Raw genomic sequence first — 25,470 nt, 5'->3', positions numbered from 1 at the left:
CTCCTCAGCCGTTATGCTGCTGGAAATGGCGGTGGAGGCTCCCGGAGACTTCCGGGTCGACAAAGCCGCTGACATCCCCGCCGAGACCGGCAATCTCCCGGATCAGGCTGGAGGAGATGAACGACAGGTGGTTGGCGGGCGTCACGAAGAGGCTTTCGACGCCGGGCGCCAGTTCCCGGTTCATGTCCGCGAGCTGGAATTCGTACTCGAAGTCCGAGGCGGCGCGCAGGCCGCGCAGGATGATGTTGCCGCCCTGTTCCTTCACGAAGTCCGCCAGCAGCTTGCTGAAACCGACGACGCGGACGTTGGGCAGGTCCGAGAGGACGTGTTCACAGAGCCGGACCCGCTCCTCCAGGGACAGCAGGGGACCCTTCTTGGTGCTGGCCGCCACGGCGACCACGACTTCGTCGAAAATGTGGGATGCGCGTTGGACCAGGTCCGTGTGCCCGTTGGTAACGGGGTCAAAGGTGCCCGGGTAGATGGCAGTGTTCATCAGCGTTTCTCCAATGCCTTATGCGTTGCTCTGGAGTCGCCCAGCCAGTCTGTGGCTGTTGCGTGCTGCCAGAGCATACACGGTCAGCTGCGGATTCGCACCCAGGCTGGTGGGGAAGATCGACGCATCGTGCACGGAGAGATTGCTCAGGTGATGGTGCTCGCTCCAGCTGTTGACCACGCTGCGGGTCGGGTCGTCGCCCATGGCGCAGCCGCCCATCTGGTGGGCCGTGAACAGCCGGGCCCGCAGTTCCGCCAGGGGCAGCTCCCGGATACCCTGTTCGGCTTCCTTCCAGCTGCGCCAGTAGGGCGCATCCATGTGCACGGGGCGCACGGCCTCGGCGCCGGCGGCGAACTGCACCTCGGCCATGCGCAGCCAGGCATGGCGGAAGGCGGACCAGAGCGAGTCGCTGATGGGGTAGTGCAGCTGCGGACTCCCGTCGTTGCGCAGGGTGACGGTGCCGCCCTGGCTGTCTTCGTTGAAGCCATCGCGTAGCAGGGCGATGATGGACTGGGTCTGCGGGAAGTGGCGCGCCTGTTCGATCATGGCCTCGCCGTGGTCCGGCAGCACGGCCGCGGCCATCACCGGGTGCAGCGGCGGCACCTCCAGCTTGTAGCCGGGGCTTCCGGTGACGCCATCGCGCCAGAGGAATTCGTCCGAGTAGATGGACTGGGGCGCGCCGTAGTAGGGCTCCACGGTCTCCGGCATGCGGGCCACGGTAGCGTTGACCGGATGCAGGAAGGTGCGGCGGCCGATGCGGCCATGGGGGTCCGGCACGTCCGAGCGCAGCAGTAGGCCGGGGGAGCCGATGGCGCTGCCGGCGACCACGAAGTGCCGGGCACGGATGCGCATGCGCCGGCCTGTGACGGTAACACCGTCCGCACCGAGGGCCGTACCCCGGAGTTCGTGCACCCGGTCCCCCTGGTGGTCGAGCCGGTCCACGCGCAGCGAGTGGATCAGTGTTGCGCCGTCACCGAGCGCTGACGGCACGCTGGTCACGAGCGTGCCCTGCTTGGCGTTGGTGGGGCAGCCCATACCGCAGTAGCCCAGGTTCCAGCAGTTGCGCACATTGCGGGGAATCGTCTTCCAGTCCCAGCCCATGCGTTCACAGCCGTCGCGCAGGATGTCGTTGTTGCGGTTGGGATCCACGTTCCAGGGGTGGATGTTCAGGGCCTGTTCACGGTTGGCGAACCAGGGGGCCAGGGTTTCCGGATCGCAGTCCTGCACGCCGTGGACGCTTTGCCAGTGGTTGAGGGTCTGCTCCGGTGTCCGGAAGCTGGACGTCCAGTTGACGGTGGTGGAACCACCCACGCACCGGCCCTGGAGAATGGCGATGCTGGCGTCGGCGGTGGCGCGGGTCATACCTTCCTGGTAGAGCCGGCTGTAGGCCTTGTGCTCGTCCATGGTGAAGTCTGGGTCGTGATACAGGCGGCCCTCTTCCACCATGATCACCTTCAGGCCGGCGCGCGCGAGCACTTCCGCCGAGGTGCCGCCACCTGCGCCGGTGCCGATAACGGCCACATCCGCCTCAAGTGAGCGGTCTTCCTCGAGCAGGGCCGCGTCCATCACGTCCCAGCCGTCATCAATGCCTTTGCCATACAGGTTGAAATTGGCCATTGGGGCTCCGTGTCAGTATTGCCGGGGTCGTTCAGGCGGATGCCCTCTGCATCTGGGGCAGTGCGTCGTAGGTGTAGGCGGGTGGTCCGGGGTAGCCCATCTGTTCCCAGTGCGTTGACTGACCGTACCAGGCCGCATTGCTCACCTGTACCAGCCCCAGGTAGGCCCGGTTGAAGACATCAAACATACTGCCCCGCCAGCGCTGGAGAAAGGCCTCTGCCTGATCTCCGGAGACGTTGGGCCAGTAGGAGGAGACCCGGGCCAGGGTCAGTCGGGTGATGGACGATTCCAGCAGGTCGAACAGCTGGCGGAACTGGCGCTGGTTGGGTGGTCCCATGGCGTGGAAGGCCTGGTCCATGGCAACCAGGGTGTTCGACAGGGCACTGTTTCTTGCTTCCGCCTCCTGTGGCATACCGGATCCCACAATGGCGGGCAGCAGTGCGGCCATGACAACCCGGTCTTCCTCGGTCATGAAATACCATCGCCGGCCGGGCGCGCCGGTGGTGGCCGGAATCATGGGGTCGTGGGTGGGGCGTGCGGAGCAGCCGGCGAGACCGGCCAGAACCAGAGCACCGCCGGCAGCTACGCCGCCCTGGAAGCCAAGGCGGAGGAACTGGCGGCGATCCGGATCCGGGGCAGCGGAATCCATGGGGAAGGCTCCTGTCAGCGGATGAACAGCTTGTAGATCACCCTGTGCATCAGCGTGCCGTGTGGGGCGTGAATGAACTTACCGCTGTTGAGCCGCTGCTTGCTCATGACGCCCCTTGGATTGCTGAAGGTTATGAAGCCTTCGCGGCCATGGTACGCGCCCATGCCGGAATGGCCGACGCCCCCGAACGGCAGGTCATCCTGACCCACATGTACCAGGGTATCGTTGATGCACATGCCACCGGAGTGGGTCTGCTCCCGTACCCGGCGTTGCTCGCTGTGGTCATAGCCGAAGTAGTACAGTGCCAGCGGGTTCGGGCCGCCGTTCACGTACTCCAGGGCATCCTCGAGCCGGTCATAGGGAACGATCGGCAGGAGTGGCCCGAAGACCTCGTCCTGAAGCGCCTGCATGTCTGCCGTGGCACCCAGGATCAGGTGCGGCGGCAGCTTGCGGGTGTCCTCTCCGAAGTACTCGTTGCCCGGGTTGATCTGGATGATGTCGGCACCCTTGTCCCGGGCGTCTTCCAGCACGCCAGTCAGGCGTTCGTGCTGGCGCTCGTTGATGATGCTGGTGTAGTCCGGGTTGTCCTTGATCGTGGGGTACATCGAGGCGACCGCGCTGCGGAAGCTGTCCACGAAGCTGTTCACCCGGTCCCGCGGGCAGAGGATGTAGTCCGGTGCCACACAGGTCTGGCCGGCGTTGATGCACTTGCCGAAGGCGATGCGTTCGGCCGCATCCTTCATGGGCACTTCCCGGGAGATGATGGCGGGCGACTTGCCACCCAGTTCCAGGGTCACCGGGGTGAGGTTCTCGGCGGCCGCCTTCATCACCATGCGCCCGATCGGCGTGGAACCGGTGAACAGCAGATGGTCGAACGGCTGTGAGGAGAAGGCCTGAGCCACGTCCGCCTCACCATTGATGACAGTCACCAGGTCGGACGGGAAGGTCTCGTGCAGCAGCCTCTCGAGCAGGGTCGAAGTGGCCGGTGTGAACTCGGAGAGCTTGAGCATCACCCGGTTGCCGGCGGCCAGTGCCGCGGTCAGAGGGCCGGCAGCCAGGAACAGCGGGTAGTTCCAGGGCACCATGATACCGACGACACCCAAGGGTTCGTAGTGCACCTCGTTGCGCGCCGGCTGGAAGAGCATGTGTACCTTGCGCTTCTCGGGCTTCATCCAGCTGCCGAGATGGCTCAGGGAGTAGTTGATGTTCTGGACCGAGGGCATGATTTCGGCCAGCAGGGTTTCGTCCCGGGAGCGGCCCCCGAAGTCTTCGTTGATGGCATCGCACAGCGCATCCTGATTGGCAAGCAGCACACGCTTGAGCCGCTTCAGGTGCTCCCGGCGCTCGGTACCGCTCGGCATCGGCTGGGCCCTGAAAGCCTCGCGCTGGGCGTTGAACGCACGGCTGATCTGCTGGATCTGCTTCCGGTTATCCGTCAGCTGAACAACATTGGCGACCATGGCTGCTTCTCCTGTATTGTCCGGGAGTTCTGCCGCTGCCCCTTCCGCGGGATCTGTGCTGGCAGATCTAGAGCATGTACTCTAGGATCAATATTAGAGCATCTGCTCTAGCAGTCAATACAGTAACGCCGACAGTACGCGTCAGCAGGGCACAGAAACGCCATGAAAACCCGTGACCGGATTCTCAAAGCCAGCCTCCAGCTGTTCAACGAACAGGGCGAACGCAATGTGACCACCAACCACATTGCCGCGCATCTGGGTATTTCGCCGGGCAACCTCTATTACCACTTCCGCAACAAGGCGGACATCATCTACTCGTTGTTCGTGCAGTACCGGGGGCTGGTGGATCGTTACCTGAAGGTGCCGCGGAACCGCACGCTTACGGTGGAGGACAAGATGTTCTATCTGGAATCCGTGTTTGATGGTCTCTGGCACTATCGTTTCTTCCACCGCGACCTGGAGTACCTTCTGACCATGGACGAGCGGCTGCGCCACGACTATCGTGAGTTCACCTTCCACTGCCTGGGCGAGATCCGCGCGGTGCTCAAGGGGCTGCAGGAGGCGGGTATTCTGCGCCCCCACTCCGAGCAGGAGCACGAGGCCATGGCCCTGAATGTATGGCTGGTGGTGACCAACTGGATGGCGTTCCTCAAGACAGCGAGTGCCGACGGCCGCCGCGACGGCAATACCCAGAGGGAGCTCAAACAGGGCATCTATCAGGTGCTCACCCTGGAAATGCCGTATCTCACGGAGGCGTATTACGAGCGCGTGGCGGCGATCCGGGAGCAGTACCGGCCCGATCTCAGCGTCATGGCGGAGGGTGCCCGGGAGGAGGAGTCCGGTCTGTCAGTCTGACCCCGGTTCAGCGTCAAGCAGCCAGTCACTGAGGTGGTTGCGGGCCGGTTCCACACCCTGCCCCTTGAGGGCCGAGAATGGCTGGATGTGGTGAATGCACTCAACGCCTTCGAGGTCCCTCCGGACGCTCTCAACCTGGTTTCGCGCCGGGTTGCTCTTGAGCTTGTCGGCCTTGGTCAGCAGCAGCATCATCGGCAGCCCGTGGTGCTCGCACCACTCGATCAGCATGGCATCGAACTCCGACAGTGGGTGGCGCAGATCCATGATCAACGTCATGCTTACCAGCGACTGGCGGTGGGCCAGGTAGTCGCCCAGATGTTTCTCCCATTCCTTCTGGGTATTGCGCGAGACGCGCGCGAAACCGTAGCCGGGCAGATCCACCAGCCGGGTGCCGGGCGTACTCAGTGAGAAGAAGTTGATCAGCTGGGTGCGGCCCGGCGTCTTGCTGGTCCGGGCCAGGCCGCCGATCCGGGTGATGGCATTGATGGCGCTGGATTTGCCCGAGTTGGAGCGCCCGGCGAAGGCCACCTCGCGCCCGGTGTCCTCGGGGCACTGGTCGAGCCGTGCGGCGCTGGTCAGAAATCGGGCGCTGTTGAAAGCGATGCGGGTCGAATGTCCAGTCACGGCGCGGCCTGCGTCCATTGATTTCAGTCAGTGGTGAAACATGTATAATACCACACCAGTTTGCGGGGCCGGTGCCGTTTGAGGCGCCGGCCGAACGGACAATGTGTAATCCGAGTGGTGTCACGATGAGAAAACTGCTGATCGGTCTTGTACTTACGTTTGGTCTGGCCGGACTGGCCCAGGCGGCCGACCCCGGCGCCGGGGAAGAAATCGCCCAGAACCAGTGTGTTTCCTGCCATGGGCAGAATGGCGTTGAACCGCTGCAGCCGAATTACGCACGGCTGGCTGGACTGGGTGAGGACTACCTGTTCAAACAGCTGAGCGCTATCAAGAGCGGCGATCGCAATGTGCCGGAGATGATGGGCATTGTGAGAGGCCTGGACGAGCAGGATATGCGCAACCTGGCGGCCTACTACGACCAGCAGGAGATGCCCCGTGGCGAAGCGAACCCGGAGAAGGTGGACGCCGGCGAATCCCTGTACCGCGGTGGTGATCTGTCGCGCGACGTGGCGGCCTGCATTGCCTGTCACGGCCCGAAAGGGCTGGGCAATGAGCCTGCCGGTTACCCCCGGCTTAGCGGTCAGTCCGCGGAGTATGTGGTCAAGTCCCTGAAGGACTACCGCTCCGGTGACCGCGTCTACGGTCCGAAGAGCCAGATCATGGGTGACATCGCCAGCAAGCTCAATGACGATGAGATCGAGGCGGTTGCGGAGTACATCGAAGGGCTCTACTGAGGCTTTCCGCGGAACCGCTACTTGCCGACTCCTGCAAAGTTCGCTTCAATGGGAGGCGTTTTTCACTTTCTGTGACCGCAGGAGAACGGCATGCTTCATCGCAGCCTGATCGCACTTTCCGCCTTCCTCGCCATGGTACCAGCCGCACTGGCTGCGGAATGGGAGGAAGGCACCCATTATCAGACCCTTTCCGAACCTGTTGAGACCCGTTCCGGAGACCAGCTCGAGTTGGCTGAGGTGTTCTGGTACGGCTGTCCTTCCTGCTACCGCATGCAGCCGGTCATCGAGGAGTGGAAACAGACCAAGCCCGATGATGTGAACCTGCGCCATGTGCCCGCCTCCCTGCGACGTGACTGGAAGCCCCACGCCAAGGCGTTCTACACCGCGCGTGAGCTGGGTGTTGTGGACGAGATCCATTCCGAGCTGTTTGATGCGCTGGCCGGCGAGCGGCGTAACCTGAATGATCTTGATACGATCGCCGCCTTCTTCGAGGAGCAGGAAGTGGCGGAAGCCTCGGAGGTCCGTGATGCTTGGGGCAGTTTCGCGGTTGATACCGCCATGCGCCGCGGCCACCAGTTCCAGCAGGGGGCTCGGGTGAGCGGTACCCCGACGCTGGTGGTCGAGGGGAAGTATGTCATCTCCGTCAGGGCGGCCGGCAGCTACGAGAACATGCTGGCCATTGCCGATCACCTGCTGGAAAAGGAACGCTCCGGCGACTGACTGTGTATCCGAAGCTGCGTGACCAGGTCCGGCGTCTGGCCGCCCCCGGCCGCTCCCGGGGAGCGGCCTCGACGTCCGGCAGCGCTCCCTCCCTGGCCGAGACGGGCCGGATAAGGCTGCTTACCTTCAATATTCAGGTGGGCATTGCCACTGAAGCCTATCACCACTACTTTACCCGCAGCTGGCAGCATCTGCTGCCTCATTCCCAGCGCCGCGACAACCTGGATCGCATTGCGGAACTGTTGCTGGACTACGATGTGGTGGCGCTCCAGGAGTGCGATGGTGGCTCGCTACGCAGTGGTTTCGTCAATCAGGTCCAGTACCTGGCAAACCAGGGCGGCTTCCCCTACTGGCGTCAGCAACTCAACCGCAATCTCGGGCGTATCGCCCAGCACAGCAACGGCATCCTCAGCCGTTACCAGCCCCTGAAGGTGGAAGAGCACCGCCTGCCGGCCCTGATTCCGGGCCGTGGCGCCATGATGGCGTTCTACGGCAACCCGGAGGATCCGCTCGTTCTGGTGCTGATGCACCTGTCCCTGAGCAAGGGCGCGCAGAACCGGCAGTTGGGTTACATCCGGGAACTGATCGCCCCCTACCGCCATGTGGTACTCATGGGCGATATGAATGCCCATGCCGAGCAGCTGCTGACCCATTCCCCACTGCGCTCGGCGGAACTGATCCCGCTGCCGGATTCCGCGATGAGCTTTCCCAGCTGGCGCCCTGAGAAAGCGCTGGATCACATCCTTGTCAGCCCGAGTCTGGATGTGCATGACACCCGCGTTGTGAACTACCCAGTGTCAGATCATCTGCCGATCAGTATGGAAATCGAGATTCCGGGTTACTCCGGATAAGCGGGGCCAGCACCGGGCCTGGTCTTTCTGGGCAGGATCCCCTGATGGGCTATACTTGAGGAGTCGGCGATACTCTCTGGCCCGGGGCGGAGCATGGCGGAATTCGATGAGGAGCGGAATCAGCTCCGGATCAAGCTGGTCTACTATGGTCCGGCCCTGAGTGGCAAGACGACGAACCTTGCCGCTCTCCATGATCTGCTTCAGCCGGATCTCAAGGGCGATATGATGGTGCTTGAGACCCGGAATGACCGCACGCTGTTTTTTGATCTTTTCCCCCTGGGTTTTGAGTTGCCTTCCGGGCTGACCGTAACCTTCAAGCTTTATACCGTGCCTGGACAGGTCGAGCATGACAGCACGCGCAAGGCCGTCCTCTCGCGTGCGGACGGTGTGGCATTCATCGCCGACTCCCAGCGCACCCAGGAACAGAACAACCTGGAGTCCTTCCGGAACCTGAGCGAAAACGCCAACCGTGTGGGGCTGGATTTCGGGTCTCTGCCGCTGGCGGTCCAGTTCAACAAACGGGATCTTGGGGACATCGTATCCAAACCGGACCTGGTTGCCCGGTGGCAGAGCAGCCCCTGGTGGCCGATCAAGCTGGCGACCGCCCTGGAGAGCAAGGGGGTTCTGGAGACGTTCCAGCTTCTTCTGGAGCGCACCTGGCTCGCGCTTGATCGCGAATACGCGCTCGGAGAACACCATGGCCTTGATAGCGCGGCATTTGTGCGGAACGCACTGGGGCAGAACCATGTCGCCAGTTGAGCCCGGGCCCGTTGACTTTGGCGAGCTGGAAGCGACGCTGGAGCAGCTCGGCTGGGATGATCTGATGAGCGAGCGCGAAACGGCGTTGCTGGCGAAGTCGCTGTCGCAGGTTGCGGGGGCGCCGGTTGCCATCGTTATGGCCGCCGGTGAAAAGCCGGCGGCGCCCATCCGCCATCAGCTTCAGACCGTGGCCTGGGTCAGTGCGGATCTTGATACCGGTCTGCTCCAGGGGCTTGCCCGTACGGCGGAACGGGTGCTGTACCAGGCTTCCCGCTATTACCTGGCGGCCAACCTGCACCTGGATGTGGTCCAGCGCAACTACGATGAGCTCCAGCAGCAGCATGCCCAGGTCCAGGCGTCCGAGGCCCGTTACCGCCAGCTTTCCGAACAGTTGGAAGAGCGCGTTGAGGCGCAGGTGGCACAGATTGAGGACCGCCAGCGGCGCCTCTATGCCTCGGAAAAGCTCAATGCCGTGGGGCGTCTGGGGGCGGGGATTGCCCATGAGATCAACAATCCCATCGGGTTCATCCGCTCCAACCTGCACTCGGCCAAGGATTATCTGGGCACATTCGCTGAACTGTCGAAACGGCTGCGCACGCTGCCCGGAGGTGAGGAGCTGGCGCGGGAGCTCGACCTGGACTTCGTGGTCCCAGACTTCCAGGACCTGATTGATGAGTCCATTGACGGCTCCGGCCGTGTTGCGGCGATTGTGAGCGCGCTGCGGCGCTTCGCGGGCACGGATGAAAGCGGCGCCTCTTCTGTCTGTATCAATGAGTTGCTGCAGGGCGTCTGGGCGGTGGCGGAAGGAAGCCTTGGGGGCATGACGGTCGACTGGGCGCTGGATGAATCCGTGCCGCTGGTTCAGGTGGATCGGGCGGGGATCAGTCAGGCCTTCTACAATCTTATGGAGAATGCCTCGCTGGCAGCGGAGCGGCCGGTAGGGATGGTTGTTGAAACTGAGAGGCGTGAGCAGGGTGTGCGCGTGCGGATCCGGGATGACGGTGACGGGATGGCCCCGGAGGTGATTGCCCGGGCCTTTGATCCCTTCTATACCACAAGGTTGGTAGGAGCTGGCGCCGGTCTTGGCCTGAGTGTCTGCCGTGACACCATCCGGGCCCACGGGGGCGGGATTGATATCAGCAGTGAACCCGGTTCCGGAACCGTCGTGTCCGTATGGCTGCCGACAAACCCATCTGCTGGTGACAGCTGAACCAGGCGCGTTGCATGCCCGAGTTTGACCAGTATTTTCTCTCCAACAGCAAACAGTCCGGTGAGGATGAGCCGCCCACTCCGGAGGCAGGCCAGTATCGGCTGCTGTTTGTGGATGATGAGCCCAATGTGCTGAGCTCCCTGCGCCGGACCTTTCACCGTGAGAACTATGAGATCCAGTGTGCCGCCAGTGCCGAGGAGGCTCTGGCACTGGTGCGCTCCCGGCATTTCCACCTGATGATTACCGATTTCAAGATGCCCGGCATGAATGGTGCGGATCTGCTGCGGGAAGTCCGGGACATTTCGCCGGACACCCTACGCATCATGCTGACCGGGCACGCGGATACCCAGGCGGTGATGACCGCCATCAACGAGGGGGCGGTCTATCGCTTCATCCTCAAGCCCTGGAATGATGACGACCTGCGCGTGACGGTGGCCCTGGCGCTGGAGCAATATGAGCTGCGGGAAAAGAACCGCCATCTGGAGAAGACCACCAGTCGCCAGAAGAAAGACCTAGACGTCTTCCGCAAAATGAACCAGCAGCAGCGCAGCCAGCTGGCGCTGATGCTGCACAAGCACGGACTCATCAATCGCCAGCAGGTTCAGGAAATCTACAAGATCCAGCAGGCGCGCAAGGTGGCGACCATCCGGCTGCTGCTTGAGAAGGAGTGGGTCACCCGGGAAAAGGTCTACAGTCTGCTGCGCGACGAGCTGCTCTTTGATGAGGTCTCACTGGCGGAATTCGCGGTTGATCCGGAAGCCCTGGACCTGATCCCCGCGGACGTCTGCCAAGGCCAGCTTCTGCTGCCCCTGCGGGTCAGGGGGCGGCGCCTGGTGCTCGCCATGGCGGATCCGCTCAACCAGCCGCTCATCGAGGAGCTGTCGTTCGCCATTGGGCTCAAGATCGAGCCGGTGCTGGTGCGGGTGGATGAACTGGAGGAGCGGCTGGGGCAGCTGTTCGGTGAATCCCGGGAAGGCCTGGAGGAGCTCGAGTCGGTCTTTGGCGCCAACGATCCCGGCGACACCATCGAGCTGGTCATCGAGGATGATGACTCCGATGTGGATCTGGAGGGGCTGCTTTCGGACACGCAGCAGCCCTCGGCGGTGCGTGTGGTCAACGCCATCGTCATGGAGGGGCTGCGCCTGGGGGCAAGCGATATCCACATCCAGCCGCGTACCAATGTGGTGGTGGTCCGGTACCGGATTGACGGGGTTCTGCAGGACAAGATCCGTATCCCGAGCACCCTGCAGATGAGTATCGTCTCGCGGATCAAGGTGATGTCTGAGCTGGACATCACCGAAAGGCGCAGGCCCCAGGATGGACGTCTGACCGTGAAGACACCCATGAAGATTGTGGACCTGCGGCTGTCGACCCTGCCCACGCTCAATGGTGAGAAGGTGGTCATGCGGGTGCTCGACCGCAATTCCAGCATCAAGAACATCGACCAGCTGGCGCTTTCGGATCTCAACCGGCAACGGCTGCTCAACGTCATCACCCGGCCCCAGGGCATCATCCTGGCCACCGGCCCTACCGGCAGCGGTAAGACCACAACCCTCTATGCCATGCTCCAGCATCAGGCCACGCCGGAGAAGAACTACGTCACCATTGAGGATCCGGTGGAGTTCTACATGGACATGGCGGGCCAGGTGCCGGTCCGGGAAAAGGTAGGGCTGGATTTCGCCTCGGTGCTCAGGGCCATCCTGCGCCAGGACCCGGACGTCATACTGCTGGGTGAGATCCGCGACCGGGAAACTGCGGAGGTGGCGTTCCATGCCGCGATGACCGGTCATATGGTCTACTCAACGCTGCACACGAATTCGGCCATTGCCTCCGTCGCCCGTCTCCTGGACCTGGGCCTGAAACCCTATGTGGTGGCCTATGGGCTGGAATGCGTGATCGCCCAGCGGCTGGTGCGCCGGCTGTGCCCGTATTGTCGTGAACCCAGCACGCCCGATCCGGAAGTCCAGAAACTGCTGGGGCCAGCCTTTGCCAGCCCTGGTCTCTATGACCATGCCTCCAGAGGCTGTGACCGGTGCCATCACCAGGGATTCAAGGGGCGGGTCGCCCTGCATGAGGTTCTGACCGTGACCGAGTCCATGCGCCACGTGATCGCCTCGGGCGGGGCGGTGCGCGACATGGTGGAGCAGGCGGAAAGTGATGGTCTGGTCACACTGGCTGCGGACGCCCGCTACCGCGTTGAGGCGGGCGAGACGAACCTGGCGGAAATCCTGCGGGTGCTGGGCAGTCAGATCGACATCTGAGGTCGTTTAATCCTCGTCTGACAGCGTGATGAACCCGTCCTGGTCCCGCTCGACCCGCGTTATCCCCGGTGCTTCCGACTCCAGGCGTTCCAGTTCCTTCTTCTGGGTTTGCAGTTCGCGCTGCTGGCGCCGGACGGTTTCCGCCAGCCGCTGGTTTTCAAGCGCCATCTCCTTGTAGCGCAGGGCATTGTCCAGAGTCACCAGAAGATCCTCATTGGACCATGGCTTGAGGATGAAGCGGTACACTTCCGAGTCGTTCACCGCGTTGACCACGCCTTCCAGGTCGGCCTGACCGCTGAGCACGATCCGCAGCGCGTCAGGGTGGGACTGCTTGAACTGGTTCAGCAGCGTGACACCGTCAATGCCGGGCATCCGGTAGTCGGAGATGACCAGATCAAGCTGGTGGTGCCTGAGGTCGGCATGGGCGGTGCGGGCATCAGTGCAGGTCAGGGTGATCCAGTCCCGGTGACGGAAAAGGCGTACCAGGGCGTTCAGGATCTCCGGTTCATCGTCGATCAGGGCAATGACGGGCTTGTTGTCCTCCGACATGGGCTCACTCCTCGTTGGTGTGGACGTCCCCGGCCGGTACCGTCACGGACACCTTGAGGTGTCTGCGGTCCTCCCAGCTCATCCGGCTGAGGCGCTTGATGGCGCTGTCATTGAGCACCGTTCCCTTGACCATCAGCAGGATGCCGTTGGCGCTGACGATGTCACGTGTCAGTTCCATGCCCGGGCGCAGCTCCGAGATGGGGAGCATCATGCCGGTTCCGTCATTCTGGGGTTCCAGCGTGAACTGATTGACGATGGGCTCAAGCGCGGCCAGAACTTCCGGGTCATAGAACCGGCCGGAACGCTCCTTCATGCTGTCGTAGGCCTCTACGGGAGTGACGGGCGGGTCCCGGAGCAGCGGCGTCTGCTGGCCCACGAAGTCCCTTGCCACCCGGATAATGCGCGCGCCCTGGGGGATATCCTCACCAGCCAGCTCATCGGGATAGCCTGTGCCGTCCATTTTCTCCATGTGGGCACGGATCAGTTCCGCGCAGGGGCGCAGCGCCCTGATCGGCATCAGTGCCATTTCACCCAGTGTGGGGTACTGACGGTACTCGGCCAGATCCCGGTAGGTCAGCTGGGTTTCGGAGCGCCCCAGGACATCATCGTTCAGGCTGAGCTTGCCCACCTCGTGAAGCAGGGCTGCATAGTAGATGTAGCGGACCCGGGCCGTGTCCAGCTCCAGGTGCTGGGCAATGCGCCGGGCAAGGTCCGCGACCTCCCGGGAGCGGCCTTTTACCAGATGGGGGCGGCTGGCAATCACGGATGAGAACACGCGTACGAAGGAGTCGTAGCTGTTCTCGAGCTGGCGGAATGCTTTCTGCAGATCCGCAGTACGGGATTCAAGCGCGCGCGTACGGTCGCGCACCCGTTGCTCGAGATCCTTGTTGAGATTCTGGAGCTCCCGGTTCTGTTCCCGGGTCTGGTCGATCAGCTTCTTTTTCTGGCGTTCCAGCTTGCGGATGCGCAGGCCCTCTTCGATGGCCTCGATCAGTGCCTCGTCATCCCAGGGCTTGGAGACGTAACGGTTGATACCGCCCTGGTTGAGCGCATCAATGGTGGCGCTCATATCCGCATACCCGGTCATCAGGAAGCGCACGCTGAACGGCCAGCGCTTCCGCACCTCACTCAGGAACTGCGCACCGTCCATCTCCGGCATGCGCATGTCCGAGATGACCAGATCGATGGGGTTGTGCTCCAGGATCTCCAGGCCCGCCGCGCCGCTGGCCGCAAACCAGCAGTCGTAGTCGTGGCGGCGCATGAGGCGCCGGAGCGAGCTCAGGATGGGTTCTTCATCATCGACAAACAGGATGCGGAAACGGTATTCGCTCATTCCACACCCTCGTTCAATGTCTGCCTGATGGGCAGGACCACGCTGAAGGTGGTTCCCTCGCCGGGGGTGCTGGAAACGGTCAGGTCGCCCTGGTGGCTCTGGACAATACCGTAAGACAGCGACAGCCCCAGGCCGGTGCCCTTGCCAACCGGCTTGGTCGTGAAAAACGGTTCGAAGAGCCGGCCCAGGTTACCTGGCTCTATACCTTTACCGGTGTCGGCGATCCGTACTTCGATGTTGTCCGCATTACGCTGCTCTGTCGAAATGGTTATGAGGCCCTGCTCCTCGATCGCCTGGGCCGCGTTCACCAGCAGGTTCAGAAACACCTGCCCCAGCTGGGAGTCTACTCCCGTGATCGAGGGAAGCTCGGCAAAGTCGGTTTCAACCGTGGCTTTGTACTTGATCTCATTCCGGGCCACGGCGAGAGCCTTGTTCAGGCACTGGTGGATATCCAGGGATTCCATTTCGCCGGTATCCGTGCGCGAGAAGTCCCGCAGGGAACGGATGATCTTTTCCACCCGCTCAATACCGTCCCGGGACTCCTCCAGCAGTGAGGGCAGATCCTCGCGGATGAATTCGAGGTCATGGGTGTTGCACAGGGACTGGAGCTCCGGAGACTGGAACCTGTCACCCAGCGCCTCTGCAAACGCATCGTTCAGAGCCAGAAGGGATTCGGTGTATTCGCGCAGGGATGACAGGTTGGAGCGCACATAACCGATGGGGTTGTTGATCTCATGGGCGACACCGGCCGCCAGTTGGCCGATGCTCGCCATCTTTTCGGACTGCATCAGCTGGTCGCGTGCCTGCTTGAGCTCGCGTATCAACGCATCCTGCTCTTCCTGGCGCTGTCGCAGCGCGGCATTGCTTTCCGCCAGTTCCTCCAGCAGGGTATTTTTGTCCATGGCGCTCATGGTTTCCTGTATAAGCCGGTTGGCGTTGAGCTCGTCCTCGCGCGTGAACGGCCCACTGCCAGCATTGCGGACCAGTACGAGTGTCAGCGTGTGGTGGTCACCCTGGCGATAGGGGAGGCTCATGACGGGCAGTGGCTGGGAGTTGTTTCCCCGGAGGCAGTGGCAGCTTCGGGGGGTGTCCGGAGTCAGGATGCCGTAGCCCTGTCCATCCCACGCAAGCACCTCCTCCAGGTCCAGCCCCCGGCTGATCCAGGAAATATACTGGGTGGGGTCCAGAGCGATGCCACCGGCATGGCCGTCACACAACAGGCACGCACGGGTCAGCAGTTCCCGGTGGAATTCCGGCTGTTCCCGACGGACATGCCGAAGCCATTCATGGATCTCCGACCAGAGGTAATGCTGGTACGTACTCATGGGCGTGTGTCCGGCCGCTGATCATGGTCTTCTAACACGCAGTTTATATGCTTTTATCCATTCTGCTCGGTGTTGGTGTAAATGGTCTGTTTCCGCAAGTGATGTTTTGCATTCCGGGGGCATGAGTGGTGGTCCGGGACTACACTTGTGATAACGGAAATGGAGACAGCGCCATCAGACCATGAAACACGCCGCTTCGTTCCCTCGTCTGCTGTTTTGGGGCCTTGACCGGTCCGAAGCCGGGCGCATTGCCAGAGCCTGTTCGCTTGCAGGGTTCCCCGGGGCTGAGATGGCATCAGCGTTGAGCCATGAATCCCTGGTGGAGCTGCTCGATAACGGGGGAATCGATCTTCTGGTTCTGCGCGAAGATGGGAGTGATCAGGCTGTATCCCGGCGCGTCCTGACGGATCAGCTGCTTGCAGAACACCCGGCAACCGCCTTCCTCGTTCTCGGTGACAGCGAGCTTCCAGAGGCCCTGGACGGCCGCTTCAATGTGCGGTGCCTGTCGGGGTCGGAAGGGGATGAGGGGCCTGTGGTCGAGGCACTGGCGCAGCTGCTCAATGAAATCCGGCTCTGGCAGCGCTCAACCCTGTTCCATGCCTGTGTTGAAGCCAGCGCCAACGGCATCGTTATCGTCGATGCCCGCTCCGATGACATGCCCATTGTCCATGTGAATCAGGCGTTTTCCAGGATTACTGGCTATGCGCCGGATGAGGTCCATGGGCGCAACTGCCGCTTTCTCCAGGGCAGTGATCGCAAGCAGCCCGGGGTTGACCAGCTGCGAATGGCCCTGCGGGCCGGCGAGGCCGCGCTCGTGCAGATACGCAACTACCGCAGGGATGGTTCCCGGTTCTGGAACGAACTCCAGGTTTCACCAGTGTGTGAGAATGGCGGCCAGATTACCCACTATGTCGGGGTCATCAATGATGTGTCCGCGCGCATGGATGCGGAGTCGGCGCTCGCCTACCGCACCAGTTATGACGGTCTCACCGGGCTTCCCAATTTTGAGCGGTTCAAGAGCCGCGTTGCCCAGGCGTGCGAGGAATCAGGCCATCACCGGCATGCCGTGGCACTGACGCTGTTCAACATAGATAACTTCAAGGCAATCAACGCTGCCTTCGGGGCCGGGGCCGCTGATCAGCTGCTCAAGGCCGTGGTGGACCGGGTGATGCCATTGCTTGGGCGCAGTGATCTTCTGGCGCGCCTGAGTGCTGATGAGTTTGCGATTCTCCAGAACGACGTGATGGGAAGCCACGATGTGAGCTCCCTGGTGGATTCGGTGGTTTCAGTGCTGGCCATTCCCTTCCGGCTCGAGGGGCAGGAGATGTTCGTTACTGCCAGTGCGGGTATCGCATGGACCGGCGAGAACGGTGCGGGAGCTGATGAACTCATGAGCCATGCGAGCCTGGCCCTGCGGAATGCCAAGCAGTGTGGCGGTGGTGGTTACCGTTGGTACAGCATCCTGCTTGCTGAAGAGGTGGAGTGGACGCTCAGGCTCCACAATCAGCTGCAGCACGCGTTGAGCGAGGAGCAGTTTGAGCTCTATTACCAGCCGGTTGTGGAGGCGCTGAGCCAGGAAATTGTCGGAATCGAGGCACTCCTGCGCTGGCACCATCCGGAACAGGGTATGTTGTGCCCCGGCGATTTTCTCCAGGCAATTGAAACCGGCGGACTCATGGTTGAGGTCACGGACTGGGTGCTCAGGCGAGCCTGCACCGATCTCATCCACTTCATGGAGGAAACCGGGCGTATGCTCTGGGTTTCCGTGAACATCTCACCCAACCATTTTGTGCGTGGCGATGTGGTCTCCTCGGTCAGGGAGGCACTTGAGAGCACTGGCCTTGCCCCCTCCTGTCTGAACCTGGAGCTTGTTGAGTCGACATTCCTGTCGTTTGATGAACCGGTGCGCAGGGCGCTTGATGAAATCCGTACCCTGGGCATCGGCCTGATGATTGACGATTTCGGCGCCGGCTTCTCGAGCCTGAATTACCTCAAGCAGGTTCCTGCCTCGCGGATCAAGATTGACCGGTCCTTTATCCGGGATGTCGTGTCGGACAGCGCCGATGCCGCAATTACGCGGGGTGTTATCGCCCTGGCCCACAAACTCAACCTGCAGGTTGTGGGGGAAGGGGTTGAGGACCGCTTCCAGCTGGCATTCCTGCTCCGTAATCACTGCGATCTGGTACAGGGGTTTCTGCCGGGGCCGCCCATGCCACTCGATCAACTCCGGACCTACCAGCTGAGCGGGGAAGCCCAGGCGGCGTTTGCGGAGGTGAACGGGCGTGAATCCGGTGAGCAGGATAGCCGCCGATTGCTGATCCTTGACGATGAGCCGAACATTCTCAGGTCGCTTAAGCGGCTTCTCAGGCGGGATGGGTATGAGATCCATACGGTGACGTCAGCGCAGGAAGCGCTGAACCTGCTTGCCCTTTACGAGTTCCAGGTGGTTCTGTCGGACCAGCGCATGCCGGAAATGACGGGGACGGATTTCCTGAGTCGCGTCAAGGAGCTCTATCCGGACACCATCCGTATTGTCCTGTCTGGCTATACCGATCTGGATTCCGTGACCGATGCGGTGAATCGGGGGGCGATCTACAAGTTCCTGACCAAGCCCTGGGACGATGAGCAGTTGCGGAGCCAGATACGACAGGCGTTCCTGCATCATGCCGCGGCTCTGGAGGATACGGAAAGCTAAAGGGGAGTGCCCCACCGGTGGTGGTGGGGCAGGCGGGAACCGCTTACTTCAGCTTGGTTTCCTTGTACGGAACGTGCTTGCGGACAACCGGATCGTACTTTTTGATCTCGATCTTGTCCGGGGTGTTCCGCTTGTTCTTGGTCGTGGTGTAGAAGTGACCCGTGCCGGCACTGGAAGCCAGTTTGATCTTCTCGCGCATGATGTTCTCCTCAGACCTTCTCGCCGCGGGCACGCAGGTCTTGCAGGACCGTCTCGATACCCTTCTTGTCGATGGTACGCAGACCCTTGGTGGAGACGCGCAGCTTTACGAAGCGCTTCTCGCTTTCCACCCAGAAACGATGGGTCTGCAGATTGGGCAGGAACCGCCGCTTGCGATGGTTCATGGCGTGTGAAACGTTGTTACCGGTGGCCGTGCGCTTACCGGTCACCTGACAGACTCTGGACATATTAGGCCTCCAACTGAGCGTTGGTCATAATGATTGAAATCGAATCCCGCGCCCGGTGGTGCCCCGCAGCCTTCGTTGCACCCGCTGACGGCTCGCGCCTGACGCTCCCGGAAAAGGCCGGTTTTATACCAGAAAAGGGCGCCCGACGCAAAAATTTTCGCTTTCAGAGGTGGCCTGTCTCCGCCATGGAGGTGACCTCATTGTGCCCCACAATCATGTGGTCCAGCACCCGTACGTCGATCAGGCCCAGCGCTGAACGCAGTCGTTCCGTGAGATTGACGTCCGCGCTGCTGGGTTCGGCCACGCCGGAGGGGTGATTGTGAGCCAGGATCAGGGCCGCTGCGTTGGTCTCCAGTGCCCGGCGGACCACCTCGCGTGGGTAGACAGCGGCTCCGTCGATGGTCCCGGTGAACAGCTCCTCGTAGCGGATCACCCGGTGGCGGGTATCCAGGAACAGGCACGCGAATACCTCGTGGTGACGCGTCACCAGTTTCGACTTCAGGTAGCTCCGGGTGGCTGCCGGCGAGGTGAGAGGTTCGCCGTTGGTGACCGGTGATTCCATGACCCGCTGCGCCATGGTCAGCGCGGCCTGCAGCTGGGCGTACTTGGCGGTGCCCAGTCCCGGCGTCTGGCAGAAGCGCTCCGCCGAGGCGCCGGTAAGTGCGCGCAGGCTCCCGAAGCTGTTGAGCAGCTCGTGGGCCAGCGTCATGACCGGCCGGCCGGCGCTGCCCGTGCGCAGGAAGATGGCCAGCAGTTCCGCGTCCGTGAGGCTGTCCGGGCCGAGGTTCAGCAGCTTTTCACGCGGGCGTTCGGTGACGGGGAGGTCTTTCAGTGACATGGCGACTCCTTCGCTGATGGTTCCTGATCCGTCAGGGTACCGCCGGCTAGCGGTGATTGAAGAGTCTAGCGTCCTGGCTTACGGCTGCCAATACTGAGGCTGGATCTGGTATCTTTAACGGCAAAACGGATCCCCAGAGGCGACAGTGGGCAAACAGATTCTTCTAGGCGTAACCGGTGGCATCGCCGCCTACAAGAGCGCGGAGCTGGTGCGCGAGCTGCGCCGCCAGGGGCATGAGGTGCAGGTGGTGATGACCAGCGGCGCTCGAGCCTTTGTGCAGCCGCTGACCTTTCAGGCCCTGAGCGGCCACCCGGTGCGGGAGAGCCTGCTCGATCCGGAGGCGGAAGCCGGCATGGGGCACATCGAGCTGGCGAAATGGGCGGATCTGGTGCTGGTTGCCCCGGCCTCGGCGGACATCATGGCGAAGCTGGCCTGTGGGCTGGCGGATGATCTGCTCACGACCGTTTGCCTGGCCACGGAAGCACCCATCGCGCTGGCCCCGGCCATGAACCAGGCCATGTGGCGCAATGCCCGCACGCAGCGCAACCGCAGCCTGCTGGTGGAGGATTCCCAGTTCCGGCTCTGGGGGCCGGAAGCCGGGGACCAGGCCTGTGGCGACACCGGGCCAGGGCGGATGCTGGAGCCGGAGGTGCTGGTGCAGGAAGTGGCCGCCCTGCAGGAGCAGCCGCTGGCGAATCTGCGGGTTGTGATCACCGCTGGGCCCACGCGCGAGGCGCTGGATCCGGTCCGCTATATCTCCAACCACAGCTCTGGCCGCATGGGCTTTGCCCTGGCGGAGGCTGCTGCCCAGCAGGGGGCGGACGTGACGCTGGTGGCAGGCCCGGTTGAGCAACCCACGCCCACTGGCGTTACCCGTATTGATGTGACATCCGCCCGGGAAATGAAGAACGCCGTTGACTGGGCGGTCGCCGCTGGCACGGACTGGTTCATCGCCACGGCGGCGGTGGCGGATTACCGGCCGCTGGCGATAGCGGACCAGAAAATGAAGAAGCAGGCCGGTGCCGACGCCCCTGTCATCGAACTGGAAGAGAACCCGGATATCCTGGCCGGGGTGGCAGGGCGCACCGAACAGCGACCGCTGACCATTGGTTTTGCCGCCGAGACCCGCAACCTGGCCGACTACGCCCGTGACAAGCTCAGCCGTAAGGGGCTGGACCTGATCGTGGCCAACGATGTGTCCACGCCCGGTCTCGGCTTCAACAGTGACAGTAATGCGGTTGAGGTGTTCTGGGGGGGCGGCAGCGAGCGGTTCGAGGCGCGCCCGAAACGCGAGCTGGCCCGGGACCTGATCCGCCTTTTCCATTCACACCAGAACAGTCGTCCAGCCTAACCTGAAAGGAGCACCTGCCTGCCATGGCGAACCGATCCATTGAAATCCGGGTTCTCGACGAACGCCTGGGCAACAGCATTCCCATGCCCGACTATGCCACTGCCGGCTCCGCGGGGCTGGACCTGCGGGCCTGCCTGCGGGAACCCCTGACCCTGGAGCCGGGCCAGACCGAGCTTCTGCCCACGGGGATGGCGGTGCACATCGCCGACCCCGGGCTGGCAGGGATGATCCTGCCGCGCTCCGGCCTGGGGCACAAGCACGGTATCGTACTGGGGAACCTGGTCGGGCTGATCGATTCGGACTACCAGGGCGAGCTGATGGTTTCCTGTTGGAACCGGGGGCACACGACCTTCACCATCGAGCCCGGTGACCGTATCGCGCAGTTCGTTGTGGTCCCCGTGGTGCAGGCGGATTTCCGGGTGGTCGAGACCTTCAGCGCCTCCGAACGGGGCGAGGGAGGTTTCGGCTCTACCGGGGGCCAGTAGTAGGATGCAATCATCGGGCAGCCATCTATACTGGCCCTCAGAGCCCTCCCAGACCCAAGGATGACATCATGAAATTCCGACTCAGAAAGGCCGCTTCAGGGCCGGAATCCGAATCGGGCGGTGCCCGCTCCTTTTCCCTCTCCCGTGTACCGACGCTACAGTCGCTGGTTGCCGTTACCGGTCTGGCCCTGGCGGGGGTGCTGTTCAGCTTCTTTCTGGTCGCCCCGGCTGAGCAGACGGTCCAGCAGAACAATACCCGCGAGCAGGCGGATGTGCTCAAGGCGCGCTTTGACCAGCATCTGAATTACCTGCATGACGTGGTCGGCTCCTTTGCCGCCCAGGAGTCCATCCGGACCGCTGCCGGTGGCAGTGATGATCGCGAGGATGCCGCGCGGATCCTCCAGGATACCCTGCCCGCCGCGGAAGCGGTTTTCCTGTTTGAACCCGGGGATGTCAGCCAGCCTGAGGATCGCGACTGGGAGCTGGGTTTCGCCAGTATCGACCTGGCACGCCAGGCCGAGCGCGAAGGCGACACGCGCATGGATGCCTTCCAGCGGGATGGCAGCTGGTTCGTTCAGATCGCGGCGCCGGTTGGCGATGCCGGTGGTGGCAGCCTGCTGGTGATTTTTGACGACTCGGTGATGGATCCGGTGCTCTCGGGAGCTGGGGTCCTGGAAGGCCGCGTGGCACTGCGTCAGCGAGTGGATGGGCGTGATGTGCCAGTATTCACCCGTGGCAGTGGCCAGGGCGGAGGCGTGGCCCGGGATCTCGCAGTCAGTGGCTGGTCGGTGCGCTATGTGCCTACCTCCGGGACACTGGAACTGGTCGCGCCGATGGCACTCTGGGGCCTTCTGGCTGTGGTGGCGGTGGTGATCGTTGCGGGCATCTGGCTGGTCTTCGGTCAGCTGCAGAAGCAGCTCCGCCAGGACGTGTCCGGGCTCAGCCAGTGGGCCCAGAAAGCGTTTTCGGGAGAGCGGGCGAAGCCGCCGGAGCTGCGCATTCCCGCCGCAAGGGCTCTGGCCGAGACCCTGCAGCGGCTGGCAAGGGAGCGCCCCACCGAGCCCCCCGAAACGGGCGGTGCCGGGCGCAGGAGGGCGGCATCAGGCGGCGCGGCAACGGCGCCGGCGAGCGGGCAGGAGCCGNTTGGGGAGGGCGGGGGAGGCCGCGGGAGCTGCGCATTCCCGCCGCAAGGGCTCTGGCCGAGACCCTGCAGCGGCTGGCAAGGGAGCGCCCCACCGAGCCCCCCGAAACGGGCGGTGCCGGGCGCAGGAGGGCGGCATCAGGCGGCGCGGCAACGGCGCCGGCGAGCGGGCAGGAGCCGGAGACCGCCGGGGAATCCAGTAGTGACAGCGAGCCGTTGTTCGGGGATGATGCGCTCGACATTGACATGCTCGATGGAGACGAGGACGTGCTCGGACTCGGAGACAGCGACAGTAGTGGAGGCAGCATGGGTCTTAAGGAAAGCTCGGCGGTAACAGTGGATGTTCCGGATTCCATCTTCCGGGCCTATGACATCCGGGGTGTGGTGGGCGACAGCCTGACTCCGGAGATTGTTGAGACCATCGGCCGGGCCATTGGCAGCGAGGCGCTGCAGCGCCAGCAGCAGAGCATCTGTGTGGGCTACGATGGGCGCCACTCCAGTCCCGATCTGGCTGAGGCGCTGACACGCGGCATCCTGGCCACGGGCGTGGATGTGATCCGTATCGGCCGGGTGCCGACACCGGTCCTGTATTTCGCCACCCACCATCTGGAGACCGGTTCCGGTGTGATGATCACCGGCAGCCACAACCCGCCGGAGTACAACGGCCTCAAGATGATGCTCGGTGGCGATACCCTGGCGGGGGATGCCATCCAGGCCCTGCTGACACGGATCCGCAACCACCAGCTGGAGGACGGCCAGGGCCAGCGCAGTGAGCGTGATGTACGCAAGGCCTATATCGATACCATCGTCGGTGATATTGCCGTGGCCGCGCCACTGAGAGTGGTGGTTGATGCCGGTAACGGTGTGGCCGGGGAACTCGGTCCCGAACTGATCCGTGAACTGGGCTGCGAGGTGACGCCGCTGTACTGTGATGTGGATGGTGATTTCCCCAACCATCACCCGGATCCGGGCAAGCCGGAGAATCTCGAGGCCCTGATCGAGACCGTGAAGAAGGAAGGAGCGGATCTGGGCATCGCCTTCGACGGCGACGGCGACCGCCTGGGCGTGGTCACCAACAGCGGCAAGATCATCTGGCCGGACCGCCTCCTGATGCTGTTCGCGCGGGATGTGGTCTCGCGCAACCCGGGTGCTGACATCATCTATGACGTCAAATGCTCGCGCCGTCTGGCCAGTGTGGTGAACGAGTACGGTGGCCGGCCGGTCATGTGGAAGACTGGCCACTCCTGGATCAAGGGTAAGATGAGGGAGATGGGTGCGCTGCTGGCGGGTGAGATGAGCGGGCATATCTTCTTCCGCGAGCGCTGGTACGGGTTTGATGATGGCCTCTACGCTGCGGCCCGCCTTCTGGAGATCCTTGGGATCGAGGACCGGGAGGCGGACGCCATCTTCGAGGAGTTTCCCGAGGACGAAAGCACCCCCGAGATCAACCTGGCGGTTGCCGATGACGACAAGTTCGCACTGATCGAGCGCCTTGCCAGCGGCGGTGATTTCGGCGAGGCGAGTATTACCGACATTGACGGCCTGCGTGTGGACTACCCGGATGGCTGGGGGCTGTGCCGTGCCTCCAACACCACGCCCAACCTGGTGCTGCGTTTCGAAGCGCAGAACGTTGAGGCACTGGAGCGCATCAAGGGTGTGTTCCGGGAGCAGCTTGGCAAGGCGGAGCCGTCACTGAAGATTCCGTTCTGAGCATTCAGGAGACAGAGCATTCCATGACCATGGATCGTGACACGGCCATGCAGGTGGCCTCGGTACTCAGCAAGGGCCTGCCCTACATCCAGCGCTTCACCGGCAGGACCATCGTCATCAAGTACGGTGGCAATGCCATGGAGAACGAGGAGCTCAAGAACAGCTTCGCCCGGGACATCGTCCTGATGAAGCTGGTAGGCATGAATCCCATCATCGTTCACGGCGGTGGTCCCCAGATCGGGGAGCTGCTGGAGCGGCTGGAGATCCATTCCGAGTTCATCAACGGCATGCGCGTAACCGACAGCGAGACCATGGATGTGGTCGAAATGGTGCTGGGAGGCCGTGTGAACAAGGAGATCGTGTCGCTGATGAACCAGCACGGTGGGCGTGCGATCGGCCTGACCGGCAAGGACGCTAGCCTGATCCGGGCACGGCAGCTGGAAGTCCGGGACCCCTCCCCGGAGGTCACCCGCTCGGAGATCGTCGACATCGGGCATGTGGGCGAGGTGGTGTCCGTGAACACCGAGGTCATCAACATGCTCACCGCCAGTGATGTGATTCCGGTGATCGCGCCCATTGGCGTGGGTGATGACGGCAAGGCCTACAACATCAACGCCGACTCCGTGGCCGGTCACGTGGCCGAGGCGCTGCAGGCGGAGAAGCTCATTCTCCTGACTAATGTGGCAGGGCTTCAGGACAGAGAGGGCAATGTGCTGACCGGGCTCACCGCCGAGCGGGTGGACGAGCTGATCGCGGACGGCACCATCCAGGGCGGTATGCTTCCCAAGATCCAGTGTGCGCTGGATGCCGTCAAAAGCGGGGTGACCTCCGCCCACATCATCGATGGGCGTGTGGCGCACGCCACGCTGCTGGAGATCTTCACAGACGAGGGCGTGGGCACCCTGATCACCCGGACCTGAAGGTTCCCTTCTCTACTGGTGCGAAGTAGGGGGCGTACTGCCGGATCCACTCCGCAGCGGCTTCATCCAGGGTCAGATAGCGTCCCTGCTGGACCACCTGGTCAAGGCGATACTGCTGGATGTGGCAGGCCTGCTCGACCAGCCGCATGCGGTAGGCGTCCGCGCTGTCCTCGAAGGCGACTCCCACCTCATAGTGACCACCACAGGCTTCGCACCAGGCGACACGGCCGTCCATGCTGGCGGCCGGAGTGCAGCAGCTGATGGTGATGCGTATCGGCGTGCCAGTACGCCATGGTCGATCCGAGGAGAACGCGACCCCACCGAGGCTCAGGTTGCGCAGCTCCTGGCGGTAGTGCTCGCCCTCGCGTGGCTCAACGTCAATCGGCATGTCGATGGGATGCCGGATGAACGTCCGGCCTGGATGCTGGTGCGCATTCATGGCGT

The 25,470-nt window shown here is 62.8% G+C and carries 24 protein-coding genes; 12 read left to right on the top strand and 12 right to left on the bottom strand.

The window, feature by feature from the left end; genetic code table 11:
* Nucleotides 1–4 precede the first annotated feature (4 nt).
* Genes coaD through H4I92_RS05475 form a run of 4 tightly spaced genes read right to left on the bottom strand, consistent with a single transcriptional unit; the run spans nt 5 to nt 4,219 of the window.
* The gene (gene coaD, locus H4I92_RS05490) at nt 5–493 is read right to left on the bottom strand and encodes a pantetheine-phosphate adenylyltransferase (RefSeq protein ID WP_077529651.1); all 489 of its coding nucleotides are present in this window, start codon (nt 491–493) and stop codon (nt 5–7) included.
* 18 nt (nt 494–511) lie between these two features.
* On the bottom strand, nt 512–2,110 hold the full coding sequence (locus H4I92_RS05485) for a GMC family oxidoreductase (RefSeq protein ID WP_077529650.1): 1,599 nt from the start codon (nt 2,108–2,110) through the stop codon (nt 512–514).
* Nucleotides 2,111–2,141: 31 nt separating this feature from the next.
* Nucleotides 2,142–2,759: a hypothetical protein gene (locus tag H4I92_RS05480; RefSeq protein WP_077529649.1), complete on the bottom strand. Its 618-nt coding sequence runs from the start codon at nt 2,757–2,759 to the stop codon at nt 2,142–2,144.
* A gap of 14 nt (nt 2,760–2,773) precedes the next feature.
* Nucleotides 2,774–4,219: a coniferyl aldehyde dehydrogenase gene (locus tag H4I92_RS05475; RefSeq protein ID WP_077529648.1), complete on the bottom strand. Its 1,446-nt coding sequence runs from the start codon at nt 4,217–4,219 to the stop codon at nt 2,774–2,776.
* 162 nt (nt 4,220–4,381) lie between these two features.
* Between H4I92_RS05475 and H4I92_RS05470 the strand changes: the two genes are divergently transcribed.
* Nucleotides 4,382–5,074, top strand: a complete 693-nt coding sequence (locus H4I92_RS05470; protein ID WP_077529647.1) for a TetR/AcrR family transcriptional regulator — start codon at nt 4,382–4,384, stop codon at nt 5,072–5,074.
* Here H4I92_RS05470 and yihA read toward each other — a convergent pair.
* Entirely contained in the window at nt 5,066–5,698 is a 633-nt protein-coding gene (gene yihA / locus H4I92_RS05465; RefSeq protein WP_245800853.1) for a ribosome biogenesis GTP-binding protein YihA/YsxC, read from the bottom strand. The two genes, H4I92_RS05470 and yihA, sit on opposite strands and share 9 nt — an antisense overlap.
* A 125-nt stretch (nt 5,699–5,823) precedes the next feature.
* On the opposite strand from yihA, the gene H4I92_RS05460 reads away from it, so the two are divergent.
* From H4I92_RS05460 to H4I92_RS05435, 6 genes are all read left to right on the top strand, one after another.
* Complete coding sequence (locus tag H4I92_RS05460) at nt 5,824–6,432, top strand: c-type cytochrome (protein WP_077529645.1); 609 nt, start codon at nt 5,824–5,826, stop codon at nt 6,430–6,432.
* Nucleotides 6,433–6,522: 90 nt separating this feature from the next.
* Nucleotides 6,523–7,152 (top strand): thiol:disulfide interchange protein DsbA/DsbL, encoded by a 630-nt coding sequence (locus H4I92_RS05455; protein WP_077529644.1) that lies wholly within the window; start codon nt 6,523–6,525, stop codon nt 7,150–7,152.
* Between the two features lie 2 nt (nt 7,153–7,154).
* A complete protein-coding gene (locus tag H4I92_RS05450; protein WP_077529643.1) occupies nt 7,155–8,003 on the top strand; it encodes an endonuclease/exonuclease/phosphatase family protein in 849 nt (282 codons plus the stop codon).
* 93 nt (nt 8,004–8,096) lie between these two features.
* Nucleotides 8,097–8,762 (top strand): GTP-binding protein, encoded by a 666-nt coding sequence (locus H4I92_RS05445; protein WP_077529642.1) that lies wholly within the window; start codon nt 8,097–8,099, stop codon nt 8,760–8,762.
* Nucleotides 8,749–9,972, top strand: a complete 1,224-nt coding sequence (locus H4I92_RS05440; RefSeq protein ID WP_077529641.1) for a sensor histidine kinase — start codon at nt 8,749–8,751, stop codon at nt 9,970–9,972. The genes H4I92_RS05445 and H4I92_RS05440 overlap by 14 nt, the downstream gene beginning before the upstream one ends.
* A 14-nt stretch (nt 9,973–9,986) precedes the next feature.
* Complete coding sequence (locus tag H4I92_RS05435) at nt 9,987–12,233, top strand: ATPase, T2SS/T4P/T4SS family (protein ID WP_077529640.1); 2,247 nt, start codon at nt 9,987–9,989, stop codon at nt 12,231–12,233.
* Between the two features lie 6 nt (nt 12,234–12,239).
* On the opposite strand, the gene H4I92_RS05430 is transcribed toward H4I92_RS05435, so the two are convergent.
* The 3 genes from H4I92_RS05430 to H4I92_RS17005 are packed head-to-tail and all read right to left on the bottom strand — an operon-like array spanning nt 12,240 to nt 15,440.
* Nucleotides 12,240–12,782, bottom strand: a complete 543-nt coding sequence (locus H4I92_RS05430; RefSeq protein WP_077529639.1) for a response regulator — start codon at nt 12,780–12,782, stop codon at nt 12,240–12,242.
* Between the two features lie 4 nt (nt 12,783–12,786).
* The gene (nosR, locus tag H4I92_RS05425) at nt 12,787–14,115 is read right to left on the bottom strand and encodes a response regulator c-di-GMP phosphodiesterase, NosR family (RefSeq protein WP_077529638.1); all 1,329 of its coding nucleotides are present in this window, start codon (nt 14,113–14,115) and stop codon (nt 12,787–12,789) included.
* Nucleotides 14,112–15,440, bottom strand: coding sequence for a sensor histidine kinase (locus H4I92_RS17005; protein ID WP_077529637.1), 1,329 nt, complete (start codon nt 15,438–15,440; stop codon nt 14,112–14,114). The genes nosR and H4I92_RS17005 overlap by 4 nt, the downstream gene beginning before the upstream one ends.
* Nucleotides 15,441–15,729: 289 nt before the next feature.
* Here H4I92_RS17005 and H4I92_RS05415 point away from each other — a divergent pair, with 289 nt between their 5' ends.
* Entirely contained in the window at nt 15,730–18,135 is a 2,406-nt protein-coding gene (locus H4I92_RS05415) for an EAL domain-containing protein (RefSeq protein WP_179105629.1), read from the top strand.
* Between the two features lie 43 nt (nt 18,136–18,178).
* Here the strand turns inward: H4I92_RS05415 and rpmG are convergent, their stop codons facing one another.
* The 3 genes from rpmG to radC form a co-directional block, all read right to left on the bottom strand.
* Nucleotides 18,179–18,334: a 50S ribosomal protein L33 gene (rpmG, locus tag H4I92_RS05410; protein WP_077529635.1), complete on the bottom strand. Its 156-nt coding sequence runs from the start codon at nt 18,332–18,334 to the stop codon at nt 18,179–18,181.
* Between the two features lie 10 nt (nt 18,335–18,344).
* The gene (gene rpmB / locus H4I92_RS05405) at nt 18,345–18,581 is read right to left on the bottom strand and encodes a 50S ribosomal protein L28 (protein WP_077529634.1); all 237 of its coding nucleotides are present in this window, start codon (nt 18,579–18,581) and stop codon (nt 18,345–18,347) included.
* A gap of 163 nt (nt 18,582–18,744) precedes the next feature.
* Complete coding sequence (radC, locus tag H4I92_RS05400) at nt 18,745–19,419, bottom strand: RadC family protein (protein WP_077529633.1); 675 nt, start codon at nt 19,417–19,419, stop codon at nt 18,745–18,747.
* A 145-nt stretch (nt 19,420–19,564) separates the two neighbouring features.
* On the opposite strand from radC, the gene coaBC reads away from it, so the two are divergent.
* The 4 genes from coaBC to argB all read left to right on the top strand — a co-directional run bounded on the left by coaBC (nt 19,565) and on the right by argB (nt 25,026).
* On the top strand, nt 19,565–20,770 hold the full coding sequence (gene coaBC / locus H4I92_RS05395; RefSeq protein WP_077529632.1) for a bifunctional phosphopantothenoylcysteine decarboxylase/phosphopantothenate--cysteine ligase CoaBC: 1,206 nt from the start codon (nt 19,565–19,567) through the stop codon (nt 20,768–20,770).
* Nucleotides 20,771–20,793: 23 nt separating this feature from the next.
* Nucleotides 20,794–21,255 carry a dUTP diphosphatase gene (gene dut, locus H4I92_RS05390; RefSeq protein ID WP_077529631.1) on the top strand — a complete coding sequence of 154 codons (462 nt, stop codon included), beginning with the start codon at nt 20,794–20,796 and terminating at the stop codon, nt 21,253–21,255.
* Between the two features lie 1,387 nt (nt 21,256–22,642).
* Nucleotides 22,643–24,106: a phosphohexomutase domain-containing protein gene (locus H4I92_RS05385; protein WP_143512610.1), complete on the top strand. Its 1,464-nt coding sequence runs from the start codon at nt 22,643–22,645 to the stop codon at nt 24,104–24,106.
* 23 nt (nt 24,107–24,129) lie between these two features.
* Complete coding sequence (argB, locus tag H4I92_RS05380) at nt 24,130–25,026, top strand: acetylglutamate kinase (protein ID WP_077529629.1); 897 nt, start codon at nt 24,130–24,132, stop codon at nt 25,024–25,026.
* Here argB and H4I92_RS05375 read toward each other — a convergent pair.
* Complete coding sequence (locus H4I92_RS05375) at nt 25,013–25,465, bottom strand: PilZ domain-containing protein (protein WP_077529628.1); 453 nt, start codon at nt 25,463–25,465, stop codon at nt 25,013–25,015. The genes argB and H4I92_RS05375 overlap by 14 nt on opposite strands.
* Nucleotides 25,466–25,470: the final 5 nt, after the last annotated feature.

The organism is Vreelandella halophila (assembly GCF_019903425.1).
Taxonomy (GTDB): domain Bacteria; phylum Pseudomonadota; class Gammaproteobacteria; order Pseudomonadales; family Oleiphilaceae; genus Halospina; species Halospina halophila.
Note: the sequence above shows the minus strand (reverse complement) of the source record. Positions and strands in the feature narration are given on the sequence as shown.

Bases quoted from the DNA above. Each gene is read 5' to 3' on its own strand.
- radC (WP_077529633.1), bottom strand. From the start codon at position 19,419: ATGTCACTGAAAGACCTCCCCGTCACCGAACGCCCGCGTGAAAAGCTG.
- H4I92_RS05445 (WP_077529642.1), top strand. From the start codon at position 8,097: ATGGCGGAATTCGATGAGGAGCGGAATCAGCTCCGGATCAAGCTGGTC.
- H4I92_RS17005 (WP_077529637.1), bottom strand. From the start codon at position 15,440: ATGAGTACGTACCAGCATTACCTCTGGTCGGAGATCCATGAATGGCTT.
- H4I92_RS05455 (WP_077529644.1), top strand. From the start codon at position 6,523: ATGCTTCATCGCAGCCTGATCGCACTTTCCGCCTTCCTCGCCATGGTA.
- H4I92_RS05480 (WP_077529649.1), bottom strand. From the start codon at position 2,759: ATGGATTCCGCTGCCCCGGATCCGGATCGCCGCCAGTTCCTCCGCCTT.
- coaD (WP_077529651.1), bottom strand. From the start codon at position 493: ATGAACACTGCCATCTACCCGGGCACCTTTGACCCCGTTACCAACGGG.
- H4I92_RS05430 (WP_077529639.1), bottom strand. From the start codon at position 12,782: ATGTCGGAGGACAACAAGCCCGTCATTGCCCTGATCGACGATGAACCG.
- argB (WP_077529629.1), top strand. From the start codon at position 24,130: ATGACCATGGATCGTGACACGGCCATGCAGGTGGCCTCGGTACTCAGC.
- H4I92_RS05470 (WP_077529647.1), top strand. From the start codon at position 4,382: ATGAAAACCCGTGACCGGATTCTCAAAGCCAGCCTCCAGCTGTTCAAC.
- nosR (WP_077529638.1), bottom strand. From the start codon at position 14,115: ATGAGCGAATACCGTTTCCGCATCCTGTTTGTCGATGATGAAGAACCC.
- rpmG (WP_077529635.1), bottom strand. From the start codon at position 18,334: ATGCGCGAGAAGATCAAACTGGCTTCCAGTGCCGGCACGGGTCACTTC.
- rpmB (WP_077529634.1), bottom strand. From the start codon at position 18,581: ATGTCCAGAGTCTGTCAGGTGACCGGTAAGCGCACGGCCACCGGTAAC.
- H4I92_RS05485 (WP_077529650.1), bottom strand. From the start codon at position 2,110: ATGGCCAATTTCAACCTGTATGGCAAAGGCATTGATGACGGCTGGGAC.
- H4I92_RS05460 (WP_077529645.1), top strand. From the start codon at position 5,824: ATGAGAAAACTGCTGATCGGTCTTGTACTTACGTTTGGTCTGGCCGGA.
- H4I92_RS05475 (WP_077529648.1), bottom strand. From the start codon at position 4,219: ATGGTCGCCAATGTTGTTCAGCTGACGGATAACCGGAAGCAGATCCAG.
- H4I92_RS05385 (WP_143512610.1), top strand. From the start codon at position 22,643: ATGCTCGATGGAGACGAGGACGTGCTCGGACTCGGAGACAGCGACAGT.
- H4I92_RS05435 (WP_077529640.1), top strand. From the start codon at position 9,987: ATGCCCGAGTTTGACCAGTATTTTCTCTCCAACAGCAAACAGTCCGGT.
- H4I92_RS05440 (WP_077529641.1), top strand. From the start codon at position 8,749: ATGTCGCCAGTTGAGCCCGGGCCCGTTGACTTTGGCGAGCTGGAAGCG.
- H4I92_RS05415 (WP_179105629.1), top strand. From the start codon at position 15,730: ATGGCATCAGCGTTGAGCCATGAATCCCTGGTGGAGCTGCTCGATAAC.
- dut (WP_077529631.1), top strand. From the start codon at position 20,794: ATGGCGAACCGATCCATTGAAATCCGGGTTCTCGACGAACGCCTGGGC.
- H4I92_RS05375 (WP_077529628.1), bottom strand. From the start codon at position 25,465: ATGAATGCGCACCAGCATCCAGGCCGGACGTTCATCCGGCATCCCATC.